A 15,193-nucleotide genomic window follows, 5' to 3' on the forward strand; every position below is an offset into this window, starting at 1 on the left:
ATGTATTATGAATAATTCTTTAATTTCGTTACATGATTTTAGTAACAGGAGGAACTGGATTAGTTGGAGCACATTTGCTTTACAAACTTATTTCTAATAATGAAAAAGTAAAGGCGATATACAGAACTGAGCGTAAACTTGAAAATACTCAAAATGTATTTTCTTATTATACCGAAGACTACAATTCCTTATTCAACAAAATAGAATGGATAAAAGCCGACCTTCTTGATGTTCCTGCTCTTTCTGAGGCTTTTGTTGGAGTTACTCATGTATATCATTGCGCAGCATTTGTTTCATTTGAACCAGATAAGTATCAACTTTTACGAAAAACAAATATTGAAGGTACCGCTAATATTGTAAATCTTGGAATCTCTAACAGCATTGAAAAAATGTGTTATGTAAGTTCTATTGCAGCTTTAGGAAACACTTTAAACAACACACCAATTTCTGAAGATACTAATTGGAATCCTGAGGAAGACAATAGCGTTTATGCCATTACAAAATATGGAGCTGAAATGGAAGTTTGGAGAGGTACTCAAGAAGGGCTTGATGCTGTTGTTGTAAATCCAGGTGTTATTTTAGGCGCAGGTATATGGCATTATGGCTCTGGGAGTTTGTTTAAAAAAGCAAAAAAAAGTTTAAAGTATTACACCTCGGGAACTGTTGGGTTAGTTGCAGTTGATGACGTTATTTCTATTATGATTGCTTTAATGGAAAGCGAAATAAAAAACGATCGCTTTGTTTTAGTTGCTGAAAATTGGACATACAAAAATTTTCTTCAAGCTTTAGCCAAAGCTGTAAATTCTAAAATACCGAAAAAGCAAGCAAGTAAAAAACTTTTAAACATTGTATGGAGATTAGATTGGTTAAAACATAAACTAACAGGAAAGCGAAGGCAGTTAACCAAACATATTGCTAAATCTTTAACAACAGAAACGCATTATAGTAGCGATAAAATAAAAACAGCTTTAAATTATAAATTCAAAGCTATTGATGACACTATTGTTTCTATTGGGGCTAATTATCCGAAATAGGCTCAACTAATCCTTCTATCTCTTTAATGCTATCCTCCAAAAGTTCGTCGTCAATTTGTACTGAGTCTTTTATCATAGGAATTCCTAAAGCATCTTTTTTACCAGCTTTCAAACGTTCTTTTTCCTTTAGAACGTTCTCTATAGAGTCTGCTTCTCGTTTAGTTTGTTCTTTCCACTCTAAGGCTTCTTGCTTTTTTAAGCGCTTCTTTAATTTATCTAAACTATCAGCAAGCCTAGTATAAATTTCTTCATAGTCTTCAATATGAAATGCATAATAATTATTACTCAAAGCAAATTGCAAACTATCTATTTTGTGTTTTTCATAGATATAAGTCTTCATATTAAGACTACTATCTCTCATAATAATTTTGTTTTTGGAACTTGCAGATGTAATTAGTTTAGCATCAATCAAAATATCAACCATTTTATCCTTAGAAATCAAATTCTTTGGCTTATCTGGCCCTTTCAATTTACTGCACGCTGTGGCAATGAAAATAACACTAACCAATAATACAAGTCGTTTTAAAATCATCTGTTAAAAGTTAATCGTTTTGCAGATTTCACATCACTAAACTTAGCATTATGATAGACTAAGTTACCATTTAAAAATGTATGTGTAATTCTAGATTTAAAAGTAGATCCCTCAAAAGGAGACCATCCACATTTATATAAAATATTCTCTTTTGTAACCGTCCATGGGTTATTTAAATCCACCAATACTAAATCAGCATAATACCCTTCTTTTATATAACCACGTCTTGCCACTTGAAATAAAATGGCTGGATTGTGGCACATTTTCTCAACTATTTTTTCTAAAGAAATTTTTTCTTTGTGATACATTTCTAACATAGCAGGTAAAGCGTGTTGCACCAAAGGACCTCCTGATGGCGCACTTGTATAAACGTTTTCCTTTTCCTCTTTAGTGTGTGGCGCATGGTCTGTAGCAATCACGTCAATTCGATCATCCAATAAAGCTTCCCATAATTGATCTCTATCGGTTTTAGTTTTAACTGCTGGATTCCATTTTATATGAGTACCTTTTTCATCATAGTCTTCATCAGAAAACCATAAATGGTGCACACAAACTTCAGCGGTAATTTTCTTTTCTTTTAAAGGGATTTTATTTGTAAATAAATTAGTCTCCTTTCCTGTTGAAAGATGAAAAACATGCAATCTAGCTCCAGTTTTTTTAGCTAATTCTATGGCTTGAGATGATGATAAATAACATGCCTCCTCACTCCTAATGATTGGATGGTATTTAATAGGAATATCATCTCCAAATTCCTCTATATGCTTTTTTAAATTTTTCTTTACAGTGCCTTCATCTTCACAATGCACAGAAATAACCATATTAGTGCTTTTGAAAATCTTTTCTAAAACCTTCGGATCGTCAACCAACATATTTCCTGTTGAAGACCCTAAAAACAGTTTTAAACCGGCAACTTGATTTACATCTAGCTTTAAAATTTCATCTAAATTATCATTAGTTCCGCCAAACATAAACGAATAATTTGCAGATGATGTTTTAGCTGCTATTTCAAATTTTTCTTCTAATTTTTCAATAGTTGTAGTTTGCGGGTTTGTGTTTGGCATTTCAACAAAAGAGGTTATGCCTCCAGCAATAGCTGCTTTAGATTCTGTTGCAATATCAGCTTTGTGCGTTAAACCTGGTTCTCTAAAATGTACTTGATCATCAATAGCTCCAGGTAAAACATGTTTTCCTTCAGCATCAATAACCAAAACATCTGCAGATTTTGCACTAATAGATTCTGCTATCTCTTTAATACGTTCGCCTTCAATTAATATATCGCCACTAAAAATGGTGCCTTCATTAACTATTTTAGCATTTTTTATAAGTGTAATTTTCTTTTGCATGCACTTTACTTTTTAAATAAACTTTTCAACTTCATAGACATAACTCCAAAAATAGCTTCAGAAATAATTCCAGAGCTTAATTTAGATTCACCTCTTGTTCTATCAGTAAAAATAACTGGAACTTCAACAATTTTAAATTTTTTTAAATAGGCTTTAAACTTCATTTCTATTTGAAATGCATAGCCTATAAACTTAACAGCTTCTAAATCAATAGCTTCTAAAACATGTCTTTTATAACATACAAATCCAGCTGTGGTATCATGAATTTTCATACCTGTTATTAATCGCACATATTTTGATGCTAAATAAGACATTAAGACTCTAGCCATTGGCCAATTAACCACGTTAACACCTGTTACATATCTTGATCCTATAGACATATCTGCCCCTTCTTTAGAGCAAGCATCATATAACCTCAGAATGTCTTTTGGATTATGCGAAAAATCAGCATCCATTTCAAAAATATAGTCATAGCCTTTTGCTAAACTCCATTTAAATCCATGTATGTATGCTGTACCCAACCCAGATTTCTCTTTTCTAAGCTCTAAAAAAAGCTTTTTAGGAAATTCTTTTTGGAGTTCTTTAACTTTTAAAGCTGTTAAATCTGGAGAATTATCATCAACAATAAGTATGTTAATAGCATCTGATTGAGAAAATACTGCCCTTATTATAGGTTCAATGTTTTCAATTTCATTATATGTTGGTATAATTACAACCGTATCAGACATATTTCTATTAATATTGAAATCCTTTTTTTGTTTTAGCAAATGTACATTAATCAGCGTTTATTTAATTTAAATATTTCTTAATAATACATCCTATTCTTAAAAATTATAATAATTTTAGGGCATGCTTCGTCATATAATTTCAAACGAAATATTTACCATCTTATTAATTATAGGCTTAATTGTTGTTGCTATAGCAAAATTAATATCTCCAAAACGGTTTGACGATTTTATTTTAGTATTAGGAAATGACAAGTACCTTAAGATTTATTCAAGAGATCAGAAATTTTTTGACAAGTTTGATGCCTTGTTATTTGCCAACTTAGTATTATCAGTTTCTGTTTTTTGTTTTATTATTTATAGAGAACTTATAGAGACCCAAAATATTTCTGGAAACACTATGTTTAAATTAAGCTTTAGTATTGGTGTTTTTATTTTAATAAAAGTGCTTATTGAACGTTTAATTGGCAGTCTTTTTGAAATTGACAAACTCATAGACCAATATATTTTTCAAAAAACAAGTTTTAAAAATTATGTTGGTCTTTTATTATTACCAATAAACGCATTATTACTATATAGTTTCCAGCCAACATTGCCCATTATTTATGGTGTTATTGCCTTATTAATACTTGTTAATATTTTAGGCTTAATTAGTTCATTTAAAACACATCAAACTCTAATAAAAAACAACATATTCTATTTTATTTTGTATCTTTGCGCTCTCGAAATTGCACCCTATATCATTTTATATAAGGTGTTTATTGAAAATTAAAAGAAAAACGACTTGCGCTTATGAAAGTGAAAACCATTTTAGTATCTCAACCAGAACCTAAAATAGAGAACTCGCCCTACTTCGATTTACAAGAGAAGCAACGCGTTAAAATTGATTTCAGACCGTTTATTCATGTTGAAGGCGTGTCAGCTAAAGAAATCAGACATCAAAAAATTGATTTAAATGATTACACTGCAATTGTACTAACTAGTAGAAATGCTGTGGATCATTTTTTTAGAATTGCAGAAGAGATGCGATTTAAAGTTCCAGATTCAATGAAATATTTTTGTCAGTCTGAAGCTGTTGCATATTATCTTCAAAAATATGTGGTGTATAGAAAACGTAAAATTTATGTAGGTAAACGTACGTTCGCAGAATTATCACCTTTAATTAAGAAGTATAAAGATGAAAAATTCTTATTACCAAATACTGATAAAGTAAAACCTGCTGTACCTCAAATTCTTAATGATTTAGGAGTAGATTGGAAACAGGCAACGTTTTACAAAACAGTAGTAAGTGATTTATCTGATTTAGCTAATGTATACTATGATGTTTTAGTGTTTTTTAGCCCATCAGGAATTGAATCTTTATTTCAAAACTTTCCTGATTTCAAACAAAATGATACACGTATAGCTGTATTTGGAAATACAACTATTAAAGCTGTTGAAGAAAAAGGATTGCGTGTAGATATTGCTGCACCAACTCCTGAAACGCCATCAATGACTATGGCTTTACAGAAGTATATTGAAAAAGCTAATAAAGGAAAATAGAATTTATTTTATAATATATAAAAAGGGATGATTTTTTAAATCATCCCTTTTTTGTTTTTAAAATGCATATCGTTGAGGGCCTCCACGTCTGATTTCCTCAGTACAATGTTCCTCAAACTTTTTAAAGTTTTCCCTAAACGCATTAGTTAATTTAAAAGCCATTTTATAGTAAGCTTCATCATCATTCCAAGTTGCTCTCGGGCTTAAAACACTTGTTGGTACACCAGGGCAAGTTCTAGGTTGTGCTACTCCAAATACAGAGTGAATATGATAATCATCATAATTATACAATCCTAAATGTCCATCTAGAACAGCATTAATCATGGCACGAGTATACTTTAATTTCATTCGTGTTCCTACACCATAAGGACCACCTGTCCAACCTGTATTGACTAACCATACATTTACACCGGCATCAATCATTTTTTTACTTAACATTTCTGCATATTTAGCAGGATGTAATGGCATAAAAGGCGCACCAAAACATGCCGAAAAAGAAGGCACAGGCTCTTTTACACCAGCTTCAGTTCCAGCTACTTTAGCTGTATAGCCAGATATAAAATGATACGCTGCTTGACTTGGGGTTAATTTTGAAATTGGAGGAATAACCCCAAATGCATCAGCAGTTAAAAAGAATATATTTTTTGGATTTTTTCCAATAGATGGCTCTTGTATATTTTCAATATGATGGATAGGGTAACTAACTCTTGTATTTTGTGTAATGGATGTGTTTTCAAAATCAACATCTCCATTATCATTTAAAATCACATTTTCAAGAATAGCTCCTTTTTTAATAGCATCATAAATTTCAGGTTCATTATCTCTTGATAAGTTTATCACTTTAGCATAACAACCACCTTCAAAATTAAATACCGCATTTTCATTAGTCCAACCATGCTCATCATCACCAATTAAACTCCTGTTTGGATCTGTAGAAAGCGTTGTTTTTCCAGTTCCTGACAGCCCAAAAAAGATTGCTGTATCACCATCTTTACCAACATTGGCACTACAATGCATGGGCATTGTATTCTTAAACACTGGAAGGATAAAATTTAAAGCAGAAAAAATACCTTTTTTAATTTCTCCTGTATATCCTGTTCCACCAATTAATGCAATTTTTTTAGTGAAATTTAATATGGCAAAATTATGTTGACGTGTTCCATCTATTGCAGCATTAGCCATAAAACTAGGCGCATTAATGATAATCCACTCAGGATCAAAATTTTCTAATTCATCTTCTGTAGGACGCAAAAACATATTATATGCGAACTGATTACTCCAAGGATATTCATTAATTACTCGAATGTTTAGCTTATAATTTTCATCTGCACAAGCATAGCTATCTCTTACAAAAAGTTCCTTTTCAGATAGGTAATCAACTACCTTATTATATAATTTATCGAAGTTTTCAGGTCCGAAAGGAATATTAATATCACCCCACCAAACACGGTCTTTAGTAATATCATCTTTAACAATAAATCTATCTTTTGGAGAACGTCCCGTAAACTCACCTGTATTAACTGCCAATGCACCAGAAGAGGCCTCCACTCCAAGGCCTTTTTCTATTGAAATAGCATGAAGCTCATCAGGAGATAATTGATACTTTACTTTTGCATTTTTTATGCCATATTGCTCTAACGAAATCGTTTTCGTAACCTGACCGTAATTTTCCATAAATTGATGTAAAATTGTTTATCTGGCAAAATTAAAACAATTATTTTAAGTAATTAATAATTATACCACCTTTTTAGATGAAATCTTTAAGAAATCGACAAGAATAAAAACCCATGTTAAAATTAACAACAAACCACCAATTGGTGTTATAAAACCAATGGATTTAAAATTGAAAGACGTTAAGTCATTTGTAGCTAAGCCATAAATAGAACCTGAAAAAAACAAAAGTCCAATTACTACTAAATAGTAGGTTATTTTTTTTGTTTTATTTTTTACCAAAGACGTACTTCCAACAAATAACAATAAAAGTGCATGATACATTTGATAACGCACACCTGTTTCAAAAGTTTGTTGAGATTCAAAAGGGATGAGTTCTTTTAAGGCATGAGCACCAAAAGCACCTAAAATAATACTCAATACTCCTAATCCGATTGCAGTAACTAATATCGTTTTATTCATTTTTTATAAATTATTCGCAATAAATACATTTAATATTTATTAATTTCGTAAAATTGAAAGCTTTTTAAGCAATTCGTTAATTAAAAACAAAATTACTTAACAAAACTCAATATGCGAAAGGTTTTAGTTATTGGTTCTGGAAAATCAACATCATATTTATTAAAATATTTGTTAGATAAATCGTCTGAAGAACAATTATTCATAACAGTTGGAGATTTACATATTGAAAACGCAAAAAAACTAATTGGCAATCATGACAATGCTAAAGCCATTAAATTAGATGTTTTTGACGAAACATCAAGAACTCATGCTGTTAAAGAAGCAGATATAGTTGTTAGCATGCTACCTGCACGTTTCCATATAGAAGTTGCCAAAGATTGCATTATATATAAAAAACATATGGTTACCGCATCTTATGTGAGTAAAGAAATGCAAGCCTTAGATGATGATGCCAAAGCAAATAACCTCGTACTAATGAATGAAATTGGTGTAGATCCAGGAATAGATCACATGAGCGCAATGCAGGTTTTAGATAATATAAGAGACAAAGGCGGAAAAATTATTTTATTTGAATCCTTTACTGGCGGATTAGTAGCTCCTGAAAACGATGATAACCTTTGGAATTACAAGTTCACATGGAACCCCAGAAATGTGGTAACTGCAGGACAAGGAGGTGCTGCAAAATTTCTTCAAGAAGGCACTTATAAATACATTCCATATAACCGATTATTTAGACGTACAGAGTTTTTAGAAATTGATAATTTTGGACGTTTCGAGGTCTATGCTAACAGAGATTCTTTAAAATATCAAAACGTTTACGGATTAAGCAATATAAAAACACTTTATAGAGGTACCATGAGGCGCGTAGGTTTTAGTCGCGCATGGAATATTTTTGTTATGCTTGGTATGACAGACGATAGCTACACTATAGATGATAGCGAAAATATGAGTTATCGCGATTTTACTAATTCATTTCTACCCTACAGTCCAACAGATTCTGTAGAATTAAAACTTAGACATGAACTAAAAATCGATCAAGACGATGTGGTTTGGGATAAGCTCGTAGAAATAGATATTTTCAACCCAAACAAACCAGTAGAACTCAAAAAAGCAACGCCAGCACAAATTCTACAAAAGATTTTAATGGATAGCTGGACGCTTTCAAAAAACGACAAAGACATGATTGTTATGTATCATAAATTTGGGTACGAACTTCATGGAAAAAAACATCAAATAGATGCTAATATGGTGGTTCTTGGCGAAGATCAAACCTATACCGCTATGGCTAAAACCGTTGGCCTTCCTGTAGCCATCGCAACTTTAGCTATTTTAAATGGTAAAATCACAACACCTGGTGTTCAAATCCCTATCACTAAAGAAGTATACCAACCCATTTTAAAAGAGCTCGAAGCATTCGGTATCAAATTTCAAGAAAAAGAAGTGCCTTATCTAGGTTACAATCCTTTAAATAATTAATTTTTGGGCGTTACCACAAGGGTCGGGCTTTCCACTATATCTTTTGTTTTTTGTCATTCCTACAAAGGCAGAAATCCACAATCTAGTTATAGACAATCATAAAAAGCAGTTTATGCTTTCATAAAAAAAAACAAAAGGATGCCGTTTCAATCCCTAACGCAATTTATAGTTTCAATTTAAAATCAAATACTTACTTTTATGTTTTAGTTTGAAATTAAATGAAGCGTTTACTAGATATTATCTTATTAACTATTTTTTCAATTCATTTTTTAGGCAATGTTTTAATTAACATTATTGGTGTTCCTCTTGCCGCTTATCACTCTTATGAAGCATGGCAAGAAGCTGAAATAATCAACGATTCATTAAAAGGACAGAAAAAAATCACTAAAACAGAAAGAAAATCTGAACATAAAAAAGCAGACACAATACAAAGCATTAAAAACACTCATGAAACAAAAAAACAAAACCATAATCATTGATGGTATCGATAAAAAAATTCTTCGCGCTCTAACCACTGATGCCAGAACACCTATACTAGAAATTGCAAGAAACGTTGGTATTTCAGGAGCAGCAATCCATCAACGCCTACGTAAGCTAGAAAAATCTAAGCTTATCTCAGGCTCAAAATTTATCATCAATCCTGAAGTTTTAGGCTTTACAACCTTAGCCTTTGTTGGCATTTATCTTGACAAAGCTGCCAATACAGATGATGTAGTTAGAGCCTTAAAACGTATTCCTGAAGTTTTAGAGTGCCATTATACTACAGGTAATTATAGTCTATTTATAAAGCTACTAAGTAAAGATAATGCACATTTAATGCGATTACTTCACGAAAAAATTCAAACCATTACAGGAGTACAACGTACAGAATCACTTATTTCTTTAGACCAACAAATTGATAGACAAGTACATATATAATTTAGCGACATTTTTATTCAAAAAAGCAAATCAATTTTATACTCTCGGTATAATTATTGATTAATATTGCTTCAAACTATAAAAAAATAAAAAACTATGAAAAAATCTTACCTAGTATTACTTGCTACTGTATTATTTTCAATGTCTATGTTTTCTCAAGGAAATACAGATAGTAAAAACACTTCCTCTGAAAATTTTAATGAATTAAAGTTAAACGGTTTATACTTAGTGCTTGGAGCCTTTGATGTAACCTATGAACGTACTATTAACCAAGAATCTGCATTTGGTGTAAATGTGTTTTTACCTTTTGATGATGATATAAATGATGACATCAACTATTATATATCTCCATATTACCGTTTCTATTTTGGAAAAAAATATGCAGCTGGTTTTTTTGTAGAGGGGTTTGGGATGTTAAACTCCACAAATGATTATAGATTTTCTGGAGACTTTGATACCTCTATTAGGGAGGAAACTGTTACCGATTTTGCATTGGGTATAGGTCTTGGAGGAAAATGGATTACCGAAAGTGGCTTTATTGGTGAGCTAAATTTTGGTGTTGGTAGAAACCTTTTTGAAAATGATAGATATGATTACGAAATTGTAGCAAAAATAGGTATTACACTAGGATACAGATTTTAAAAAATTTTACAATAAAACAAAAAACCCAAGCTATGTGCTTGGGTTTTTTTATTAAATAAGATTCCTGTTTTTCGCAGAATTTTGTTATTTCATCTTCATTAACCAATTACGCACATCAACTTCTTTTTTGATAATCATGCGTAAATCTTCAATTTTAACACGCTGTTGTTCCATTGAATCTCTATGACGAATAGTAACCGTATTATCTTCTTTAGTATCATGATCTACAGTAATACAAAACGGTGTTCCATTAGCATCTTGCCTTCTATAACGTCTTCCAACCGCATCCTTTTCATCATAAATTACATTAAAATCCCATTTTAACGACTCAACTATTTCTTTTGCTATTTCTGGCAAACCATCTTTTTTAACTAATGGCAAAATTGCTGCTTTGGTAGGTGCTAAAACACTTGGTAATTTTAAAACAGTACGTGATTTTCCATCTCCTAAATCTTCTTCTTGTAAAGCGTTAGAGAAAACCGCAAGAAACATTCTATCTAAACCTATAGAGGTTTCCAAAACATAAGGCGTATAACTCGCATTATCCTCATGGTCAAAATATTGTAATTTCTTTCCAGAATACTCTTCATGCGCTTTTAAATCAAAATCTGTTCTAGAATGGATACCTTCTAATTCTTTAAATCCAAATGGAAATTTAAATTCAATATCAGCAGCAGCATCAGCATAGTGTGCTAATTTCTCATGGTCATGAAAACGGTAATTTTCAGCACCCATTCCTAGAGATAAATGCCACTTCATACGTGTTTCTTTCCAATACTCATACCATTCACCTTGAGTTCCTGGTTTTATAAAAAACTGCATTTCCATTTGTTCAAACTCACGCATTCTAAATATAAACTGTCTTGCAACAATTTCATTTCTAAACGCTTTACCAGTTTGTGCAATCCCAAAAGGAATTTTTTGCCTGCTTGTTTTCTGAACATTTAAAAAGTTTACAAAAATACCTTGAGCCGTTTCTGGGCGCAAATACAAATCCATTGCCGTATCAGCTGAAGCACCAAGTTTGGTTCCAAACATCAAATTAAATTGCTTAACATCTGTCCAGTTCTTACTTCCTGTTAAAGGATCTGCAATTTCTAACTCTTCAATCAATGCCTTTACATCAGCTAAATCTTCATTTTCTAAAGATTTTGCCATACGAGACAGCGTAGTATTTATTTTTTCTTGATAGCCTAAAACACGCCCGTTTGTAGATACAAATTCTTCTTTATTAAAAGAATCTCCAAAACGTTTCTCAGCTTTTTTTACTTCTTTATCTATTTTAGCTTCAATTTTAGCACAGTAGTCTTCAATTAAAACATCCGCTCTATAGCGTTTTTTTGAATCTTTATTATCAATTAATGGATCGTTAAATGCATCAACATGTCCTGAAGCTTTCCAAGTTGTTGGGTGCATAAAAATTGCCGCATCAATCCCTACTATATTTTCATTCATTTGAACCATGGCTTTCCACCAATAGTCACGAATATTTTTCTTTAATTCTGCTCCGTTTTGTGCATAGTCATAAACTGCACTTAAACCGTCATAAATTTCGCTACTTTGAAACACATATCCGTATTCCTTCGCATGCGAAATTACCTTCTTAAATTTATCATCTTGATTTGCCATAGGTGCAAAAATAAAAAACCGCTTAAAACAAACGTCTTTTTGTGAAAAATAATTAAGTTTACATGACTACATTTCTATACAATGCTTAAATCTATCGTTAATTTGTTCTTCCCTAAAGTATGTAATGCTTGTCATAACCAATTAAATGATAACGAAGACACCATTTGTTTAGATTGCAGACACGATTTACCTGTAACAAATTTTCATTTTGATGATAGTGATAATATAAAAAAAGTACTCTACGGTCGTGCAAAAATTGAACACGGAACCGCACTTTTTAGATTCGAAAAAAAAGGGAATGTGCAACGGCTAATTCATAACCTTAAATACAAAGGACATGAAAACATTGGTTTTATTTTGGGGAATTGGCTGGGTGGCGAATTAAAAACAATTGAAGCCTACCAAAATATTGATGCTATTATTCCTGTTCCGCTTCATGAAAACAAACTTAAAAAGCGAGGTTATAACCAAGTAGCTAAATTTGGTCAACAAATTGCTGAAGCCTTAAACGCTGAATATTTGGATGATGTTTTGATTAAAATTTCAAACACTAAATCTCAAACTAATAAAAAAAGATTTGCCAGATGGAGCAGTAGTGATGAACTTTTTGCACTAAAAAACATTACAAAAATTGAGAATAAGCACATTTTAGTTGTAGATGATATTATTACAACTGGCGCAACACTTGAAGCATGTATTTCTGTTTTAAGTGTTGCTGAAAATTCAAAAATAAGTATTGCCACTATGGCAATAGCTTAAGTTAAGAACCGTTATATTTTTTAGCAGAATTCATGTACTTTTGCTAAAATTTAAAATTGTTGATGAACAAGACCCTTTCAAATTTTATTTTTGCTTTTATTATTGGCTTCGTTTTTATAAACTGTGCAAATCGTGGTACCCCAGATGGTGGACCTAAAGATGAAACCCCTCCTACTATCATTAAATCTGATCCTGAAAATTATTCTACTAATTTTAAAGGAAACGAAATTAGAGTCTATTTTGATGAGTATATTAAAATAAAAGACTTACAAAAACAGCTTATCATTTCGCCACCAATGAAAACGCAACCAGATGTTATGCCTTTGGGTGGTGCAAGTAAGTATATTACAATAAAAATTTACGATACACTACAACCAAATACAACTTACGCTTTTAATTTTGGTAATAGTATAACGGATAACAATGAAGGAAATCCTTATCCTTATTATCGTTATGTACTTTCTACAGGTGATTATATTGACTCTCTTTCCGTAAATGGAAATATTGTTGATGCCTTAAAAAAAGAACCTGCAACATTTGTGAATGTAGCTTTATATGAAGTAGATTCTACATTTACAGATTCCATAATATATAAAGAAACGCCAAAATACATTACCAATACTTTAGATAGCGTTACCACATTTTCAATTGAAAACTTAAAACCTGGTAAGTACATGTTAATGGCTTTAAAAGATGGCAATGGAGATAATAAATTTCAACAAAAAACGGATCAAATAGGCGTCAATAAAAGTTTCATAGAAGTACCAACAGATTCATCATACACGCTTAGGTTATTTAAAGAAGATGTTGATTTTAAAGCTACACGACCACGATTACTCTCTGGCGAAAAAATTGCCTTTGGATATGAAGGTAACTACAAAGACATGAACATAGAAATTCTATCTGAAACACCTCCTGAATTTGAATATAGAGTTACCAAAGATCCAAAAACGGATACTTTAAACTATTGGTATAAACCTAGATTAAAAGAAGTTGACTCTTTAATATTTAAGGTTTCTAAAAAGGAATTTGAAAAAGAATTTACAGCTAGAATTAGTGAGCAAAAGCGAGATACTTTGATTATTAGTTCTGAACCCTCTGGAACTATTGCCTATAGTGAAGATTTTAAAATCTCTTCCACAACACCATTATTGAATTTTGACAATTCAAAAATAACCATGATGGATAAAGATTCAACTGCTGTTGATTTTACTACAGATTTTGACACCATATTAAATACTTATGCTATAAAATTTGATAAAGTTGAAGATAATAATTATCGTATTGAAATTCTACCTGAAGCTTTTGAAGATTTCTTCGGTGATAAAAACAAAGACACCTTAAATTACAGTTTAAGAACCCGTAAAGCATCTGATTTTGGTTATGCTCGATTTACTCTTATAAATGCTACTTATCCATTGATAGTTCAACTTACTGACAAAAAAGGTGATGTAAAAGTTGAGCAATTTGTTGATAAATCTGAACCTATTGACTTCCTTAATTTAGATGCTGGCATGTATTCCATAAGGATTATTCATGATACCAATGGGAATAAAAAGTTTGATACGGGAAACTATTTAAAAAAGATTCAGCCTGAAAAAGTAAGTCACTTCCAAGAAATTGAAATTAGGGCAGACTGGGGGATTGAAGAAACACTCACTTTTAGGTAATACTAAAAGTATCTCTATCATCTAAAAACTTTAGCTTATTTCTATACGCTTGAATATGTCGCTTCTCTAAGGTTATGATTTGAATATCTTCTTCATTGGGCTTGAAATTACTTATACGTTCTCCTAAAACATCGTAGACCGCTGAATGCCCTGAGTATTCACTTTTCAGACCATCAACTCCTACTCTATTTACACCAATGCAATAACTCATGTTTTCTATGGCTCGTGCTTTTAGCAAAGCATCCCAAGCTGAAACTCTGGGTTTTGGCCAATTGGCAACGTATAATAAAACATCATAATCTTCGGTATTTCTTGCCCAAACTGGAAAGCGTAAGTCGTAGCAAATTAAAGGTCTAATTTTCCAGCCTTTGTAATGCAAAACCACTTTTTCTTTTCCAGCTGTATAGGTTTTATCCTCTCCTACTAAAGTAAAAGTATGTCGCTTATCATAAGATGTTACATAACCTGAAGGTTCAACAAAAAGTAATCGGTTATAGAAGTTATTCTTTTCAGAAATTACAATACTACCAACAATAGCAGCATTAGCTTTTGATGCCAAATCTTTCATCCAAGAAACGGTTTTACCATCCATGGTTTCAGCAACAAACTTTGCGTTCATGGTAAATCCAGTTGTAAACATTTCTGGAAGCACAATAACATCTGCTTTGTCAAAAATATTTTCAATCTTTTTAGTAAAATTATCACGATTTTTGGTTGGGTTTTCCCAAACCAAATCAGATTGTATTAAAGCTATTTTAAGTTCATCTTGCATTTTTTATAAGCTATTTTA

Annotated in this window: 16 protein-coding genes; 9 read left to right on the forward strand and 7 right to left on the reverse strand. The window is 31.6% G+C overall.

Annotated features, from left to right (window positions below):
• Positions 1-32: 32 nt before the first annotated feature.
• The gene (locus tag DIS18_RS03310) at positions 33-1,034 is read left to right on the forward strand and encodes an NAD-dependent epimerase/dehydratase family protein (protein WP_109351605.1); all 1,002 of its coding nucleotides are present in this window, start codon (positions 33-35) and stop codon (positions 1,032-1,034) included.
• Here DIS18_RS03310 and DIS18_RS03315 read toward each other — a convergent pair.
• From DIS18_RS03315 to DIS18_RS03325, 3 genes are read right to left on the reverse strand one after another with little or no spacing between them, the layout of a single operon-like run.
• Positions 1,018-1,566: a DUF4296 domain-containing protein gene (locus tag DIS18_RS03315; RefSeq protein WP_109351606.1), complete on the reverse strand. Its 549-nt coding sequence runs from the start codon at positions 1,564-1,566 to the stop codon at positions 1,018-1,020. The two genes, DIS18_RS03310 and DIS18_RS03315, sit on opposite strands and share 17 nt — an antisense overlap.
• On the reverse strand, positions 1,563-2,909 hold the full coding sequence (locus tag DIS18_RS03320) for a dihydroorotase (protein WP_109351607.1): 1,347 nt from the start codon (positions 2,907-2,909) through the stop codon (positions 1,563-1,565). Before DIS18_RS03320 ends, DIS18_RS03315 begins: the two co-directional genes overlap by 4 nt.
• Positions 2,910-2,914: 5 nt before the next feature.
• Positions 2,915-3,637 (reverse strand): polyprenol monophosphomannose synthase, encoded by a 723-nt coding sequence (locus DIS18_RS03325; protein WP_109352570.1) that lies wholly within the window; start codon positions 3,635-3,637, stop codon positions 2,915-2,917.
• A 121-nt stretch (positions 3,638-3,758) separates the two neighbouring features.
• On the opposite strand from DIS18_RS03325, the gene DIS18_RS03330 reads away from it, so the two are divergent.
• Together DIS18_RS03330 and DIS18_RS03335 are read left to right on the forward strand one after the other, a co-directional pair.
• Entirely contained in the window at positions 3,759-4,406 is a 648-nt protein-coding gene (locus DIS18_RS03330) for a DUF4271 domain-containing protein (protein ID WP_109351608.1), read from the forward strand.
• A gap of 20 nt (positions 4,407-4,426) precedes the next feature.
• Positions 4,427-5,176: a uroporphyrinogen-III synthase gene (locus tag DIS18_RS03335; RefSeq protein ID WP_109351609.1), complete on the forward strand. Its 750-nt coding sequence runs from the start codon at positions 4,427-4,429 to the stop codon at positions 5,174-5,176.
• A gap of 57 nt (positions 5,177-5,233) precedes the next feature.
• On the opposite strand, the gene pckA is transcribed toward DIS18_RS03335, so the two are convergent.
• Both pckA and DIS18_RS03345 read right to left on the reverse strand, forming a co-directional pair.
• Entirely contained in the window at positions 5,234-6,850 is a 1,617-nt protein-coding gene (pckA, locus tag DIS18_RS03340; protein WP_109351610.1) for a phosphoenolpyruvate carboxykinase (ATP), read from the reverse strand.
• Positions 6,851-6,910: 60 nt separating this feature from the next.
• A complete protein-coding gene (locus DIS18_RS03345; protein WP_109351611.1) occupies positions 6,911-7,309 on the reverse strand; it encodes a DUF423 domain-containing protein in 399 nt (132 codons plus the stop codon).
• Between the two features lie 111 nt (positions 7,310-7,420).
• Between DIS18_RS03345 and DIS18_RS03350 the strand changes: the two genes are divergently transcribed.
• The 4 genes from DIS18_RS03350 to DIS18_RS03365 all read left to right on the forward strand — a co-directional run bounded on the left by DIS18_RS03350 (position 7,421) and on the right by DIS18_RS03365 (position 10,345).
• Positions 7,421-8,785 carry a saccharopine dehydrogenase family protein gene (locus DIS18_RS03350; RefSeq protein ID WP_109351612.1) on the forward strand — a complete coding sequence of 455 codons (1,365 nt, stop codon included), beginning with the start codon at positions 7,421-7,423 and terminating at the stop codon, positions 8,783-8,785.
• A 218-nt stretch (positions 8,786-9,003) separates the two neighbouring features.
• On the forward strand, positions 9,004-9,264 hold the full coding sequence (locus DIS18_RS03355; protein WP_109351613.1) for a hypothetical protein: 261 nt from the start codon (positions 9,004-9,006) through the stop codon (positions 9,262-9,264).
• Positions 9,233-9,703 (forward strand): Lrp/AsnC family transcriptional regulator, encoded by a 471-nt coding sequence (locus tag DIS18_RS03360; RefSeq protein ID WP_109351614.1) that lies wholly within the window; start codon positions 9,233-9,235, stop codon positions 9,701-9,703. Before DIS18_RS03355 ends, DIS18_RS03360 begins: the two co-directional genes overlap by 32 nt.
• Positions 9,704-9,799: 96 nt before the next feature.
• On the forward strand, positions 9,800-10,345 hold the full coding sequence (locus tag DIS18_RS03365; protein ID WP_245925564.1) for a DUF3575 domain-containing protein: 546 nt from the start codon (positions 9,800-9,802) through the stop codon (positions 10,343-10,345).
• A gap of 84 nt (positions 10,346-10,429) precedes the next feature.
• Here the strand turns inward: DIS18_RS03365 and DIS18_RS03370 are convergent, their stop codons facing one another.
• Complete coding sequence (locus DIS18_RS03370; protein ID WP_109351615.1) at positions 10,430-11,974, reverse strand: glycine--tRNA ligase; 1,545 nt, start codon at positions 11,972-11,974, stop codon at positions 10,430-10,432.
• Between the two features lie 81 nt (positions 11,975-12,055).
• On the opposite strand from DIS18_RS03370, the gene DIS18_RS03375 reads away from it, so the two are divergent.
• Together DIS18_RS03375 and DIS18_RS03380 are read left to right on the forward strand one after the other, a co-directional pair.
• Entirely contained in the window at positions 12,056-12,733 is a 678-nt protein-coding gene (locus DIS18_RS03375; protein WP_109351616.1) for a ComF family protein, read from the forward strand.
• 62 nt (positions 12,734-12,795) lie between these two features.
• A complete protein-coding gene (locus tag DIS18_RS03380) occupies positions 12,796-14,403 on the forward strand; it encodes an Ig-like domain-containing protein (protein WP_109351617.1) in 1,608 nt (535 codons plus the stop codon).
• Here the strand turns inward: DIS18_RS03380 and DIS18_RS03385 are convergent.
• Positions 14,396-15,175 carry an amidohydrolase gene (locus tag DIS18_RS03385; protein WP_109351618.1) on the reverse strand — a complete coding sequence of 260 codons (780 nt, stop codon included), beginning with the start codon at positions 15,173-15,175 and terminating at the stop codon, positions 14,396-14,398. The two genes, DIS18_RS03380 and DIS18_RS03385, sit on opposite strands and share 8 nt — an antisense overlap.
• Positions 15,176-15,193: the final 18 nt, after the last annotated feature.

Origin of the sequence: Algibacter marinivivus (assembly GCF_003143755.1) — a bacterium.
GTDB classification, from domain to species: domain Bacteria; phylum Bacteroidota; class Bacteroidia; order Flavobacteriales; family Flavobacteriaceae; genus Algibacter_B; species Algibacter_B marinivivus.

Bases quoted from the DNA above. Each gene is read 5' to 3' on its own strand.
- DIS18_RS03320 (WP_109351607.1), bottom strand. From the start codon at position 2,909: ATGCAAAAGAAAATTACACTTATAAAAAATGCTAAAATAGTTAATGAA.
- DIS18_RS03360 (WP_109351614.1), top strand. From the start codon at position 9,233: ATGAAACAAAAAAACAAAACCATAATCATTGATGGTATCGATAAAAAA.
- DIS18_RS03355 (WP_109351613.1), top strand. From the start codon at position 9,004: ATGAAGCGTTTACTAGATATTATCTTATTAACTATTTTTTCAATTCAT.
- DIS18_RS03365 (WP_245925564.1), top strand. From the start codon at position 9,800: ATGAAAAAATCTTACCTAGTATTACTTGCTACTGTATTATTTTCAATG.
- DIS18_RS03375 (WP_109351616.1), top strand. From the start codon at position 12,056: ATGCTTAAATCTATCGTTAATTTGTTCTTCCCTAAAGTATGTAATGCT.
- DIS18_RS03330 (WP_109351608.1), top strand. From the start codon at position 3,759: ATGCTTCGTCATATAATTTCAAACGAAATATTTACCATCTTATTAATT.
- DIS18_RS03315 (WP_109351606.1), bottom strand. From the start codon at position 1,566: ATGATTTTAAAACGACTTGTATTATTGGTTAGTGTTATTTTCATTGCC.
- DIS18_RS03350 (WP_109351612.1), top strand. From the start codon at position 7,421: ATGCGAAAGGTTTTAGTTATTGGTTCTGGAAAATCAACATCATATTTA.
- DIS18_RS03325 (WP_109352570.1), bottom strand. From the start codon at position 3,637: ATGTCTGATACGGTTGTAATTATACCAACATATAATGAAATTGAAAAC.
- DIS18_RS03370 (WP_109351615.1), bottom strand. From the start codon at position 11,974: ATGGCAAATCAAGATGATAAATTTAAGAAGGTAATTTCGCATGCGAAG.
- DIS18_RS03335 (WP_109351609.1), top strand. From the start codon at position 4,427: ATGAAAGTGAAAACCATTTTAGTATCTCAACCAGAACCTAAAATAGAG.
- DIS18_RS03385 (WP_109351618.1), bottom strand. From the start codon at position 15,175: ATGCAAGATGAACTTAAAATAGCTTTAATACAATCTGATTTGGTTTGG.
- DIS18_RS03380 (WP_109351617.1), top strand. From the start codon at position 12,796: ATGAACAAGACCCTTTCAAATTTTATTTTTGCTTTTATTATTGGCTTC.
- DIS18_RS03345 (WP_109351611.1), bottom strand. From the start codon at position 7,309: ATGAATAAAACGATATTAGTTACTGCAATCGGATTAGGAGTATTGAGT.
- DIS18_RS03310 (WP_109351605.1), top strand. From the start codon at position 33: ATGATTTTAGTAACAGGAGGAACTGGATTAGTTGGAGCACATTTGCTT.
- pckA (WP_109351610.1), bottom strand. From the start codon at position 6,850: ATGGAAAATTACGGTCAGGTTACGAAAACGATTTCGTTAGAGCAATAT.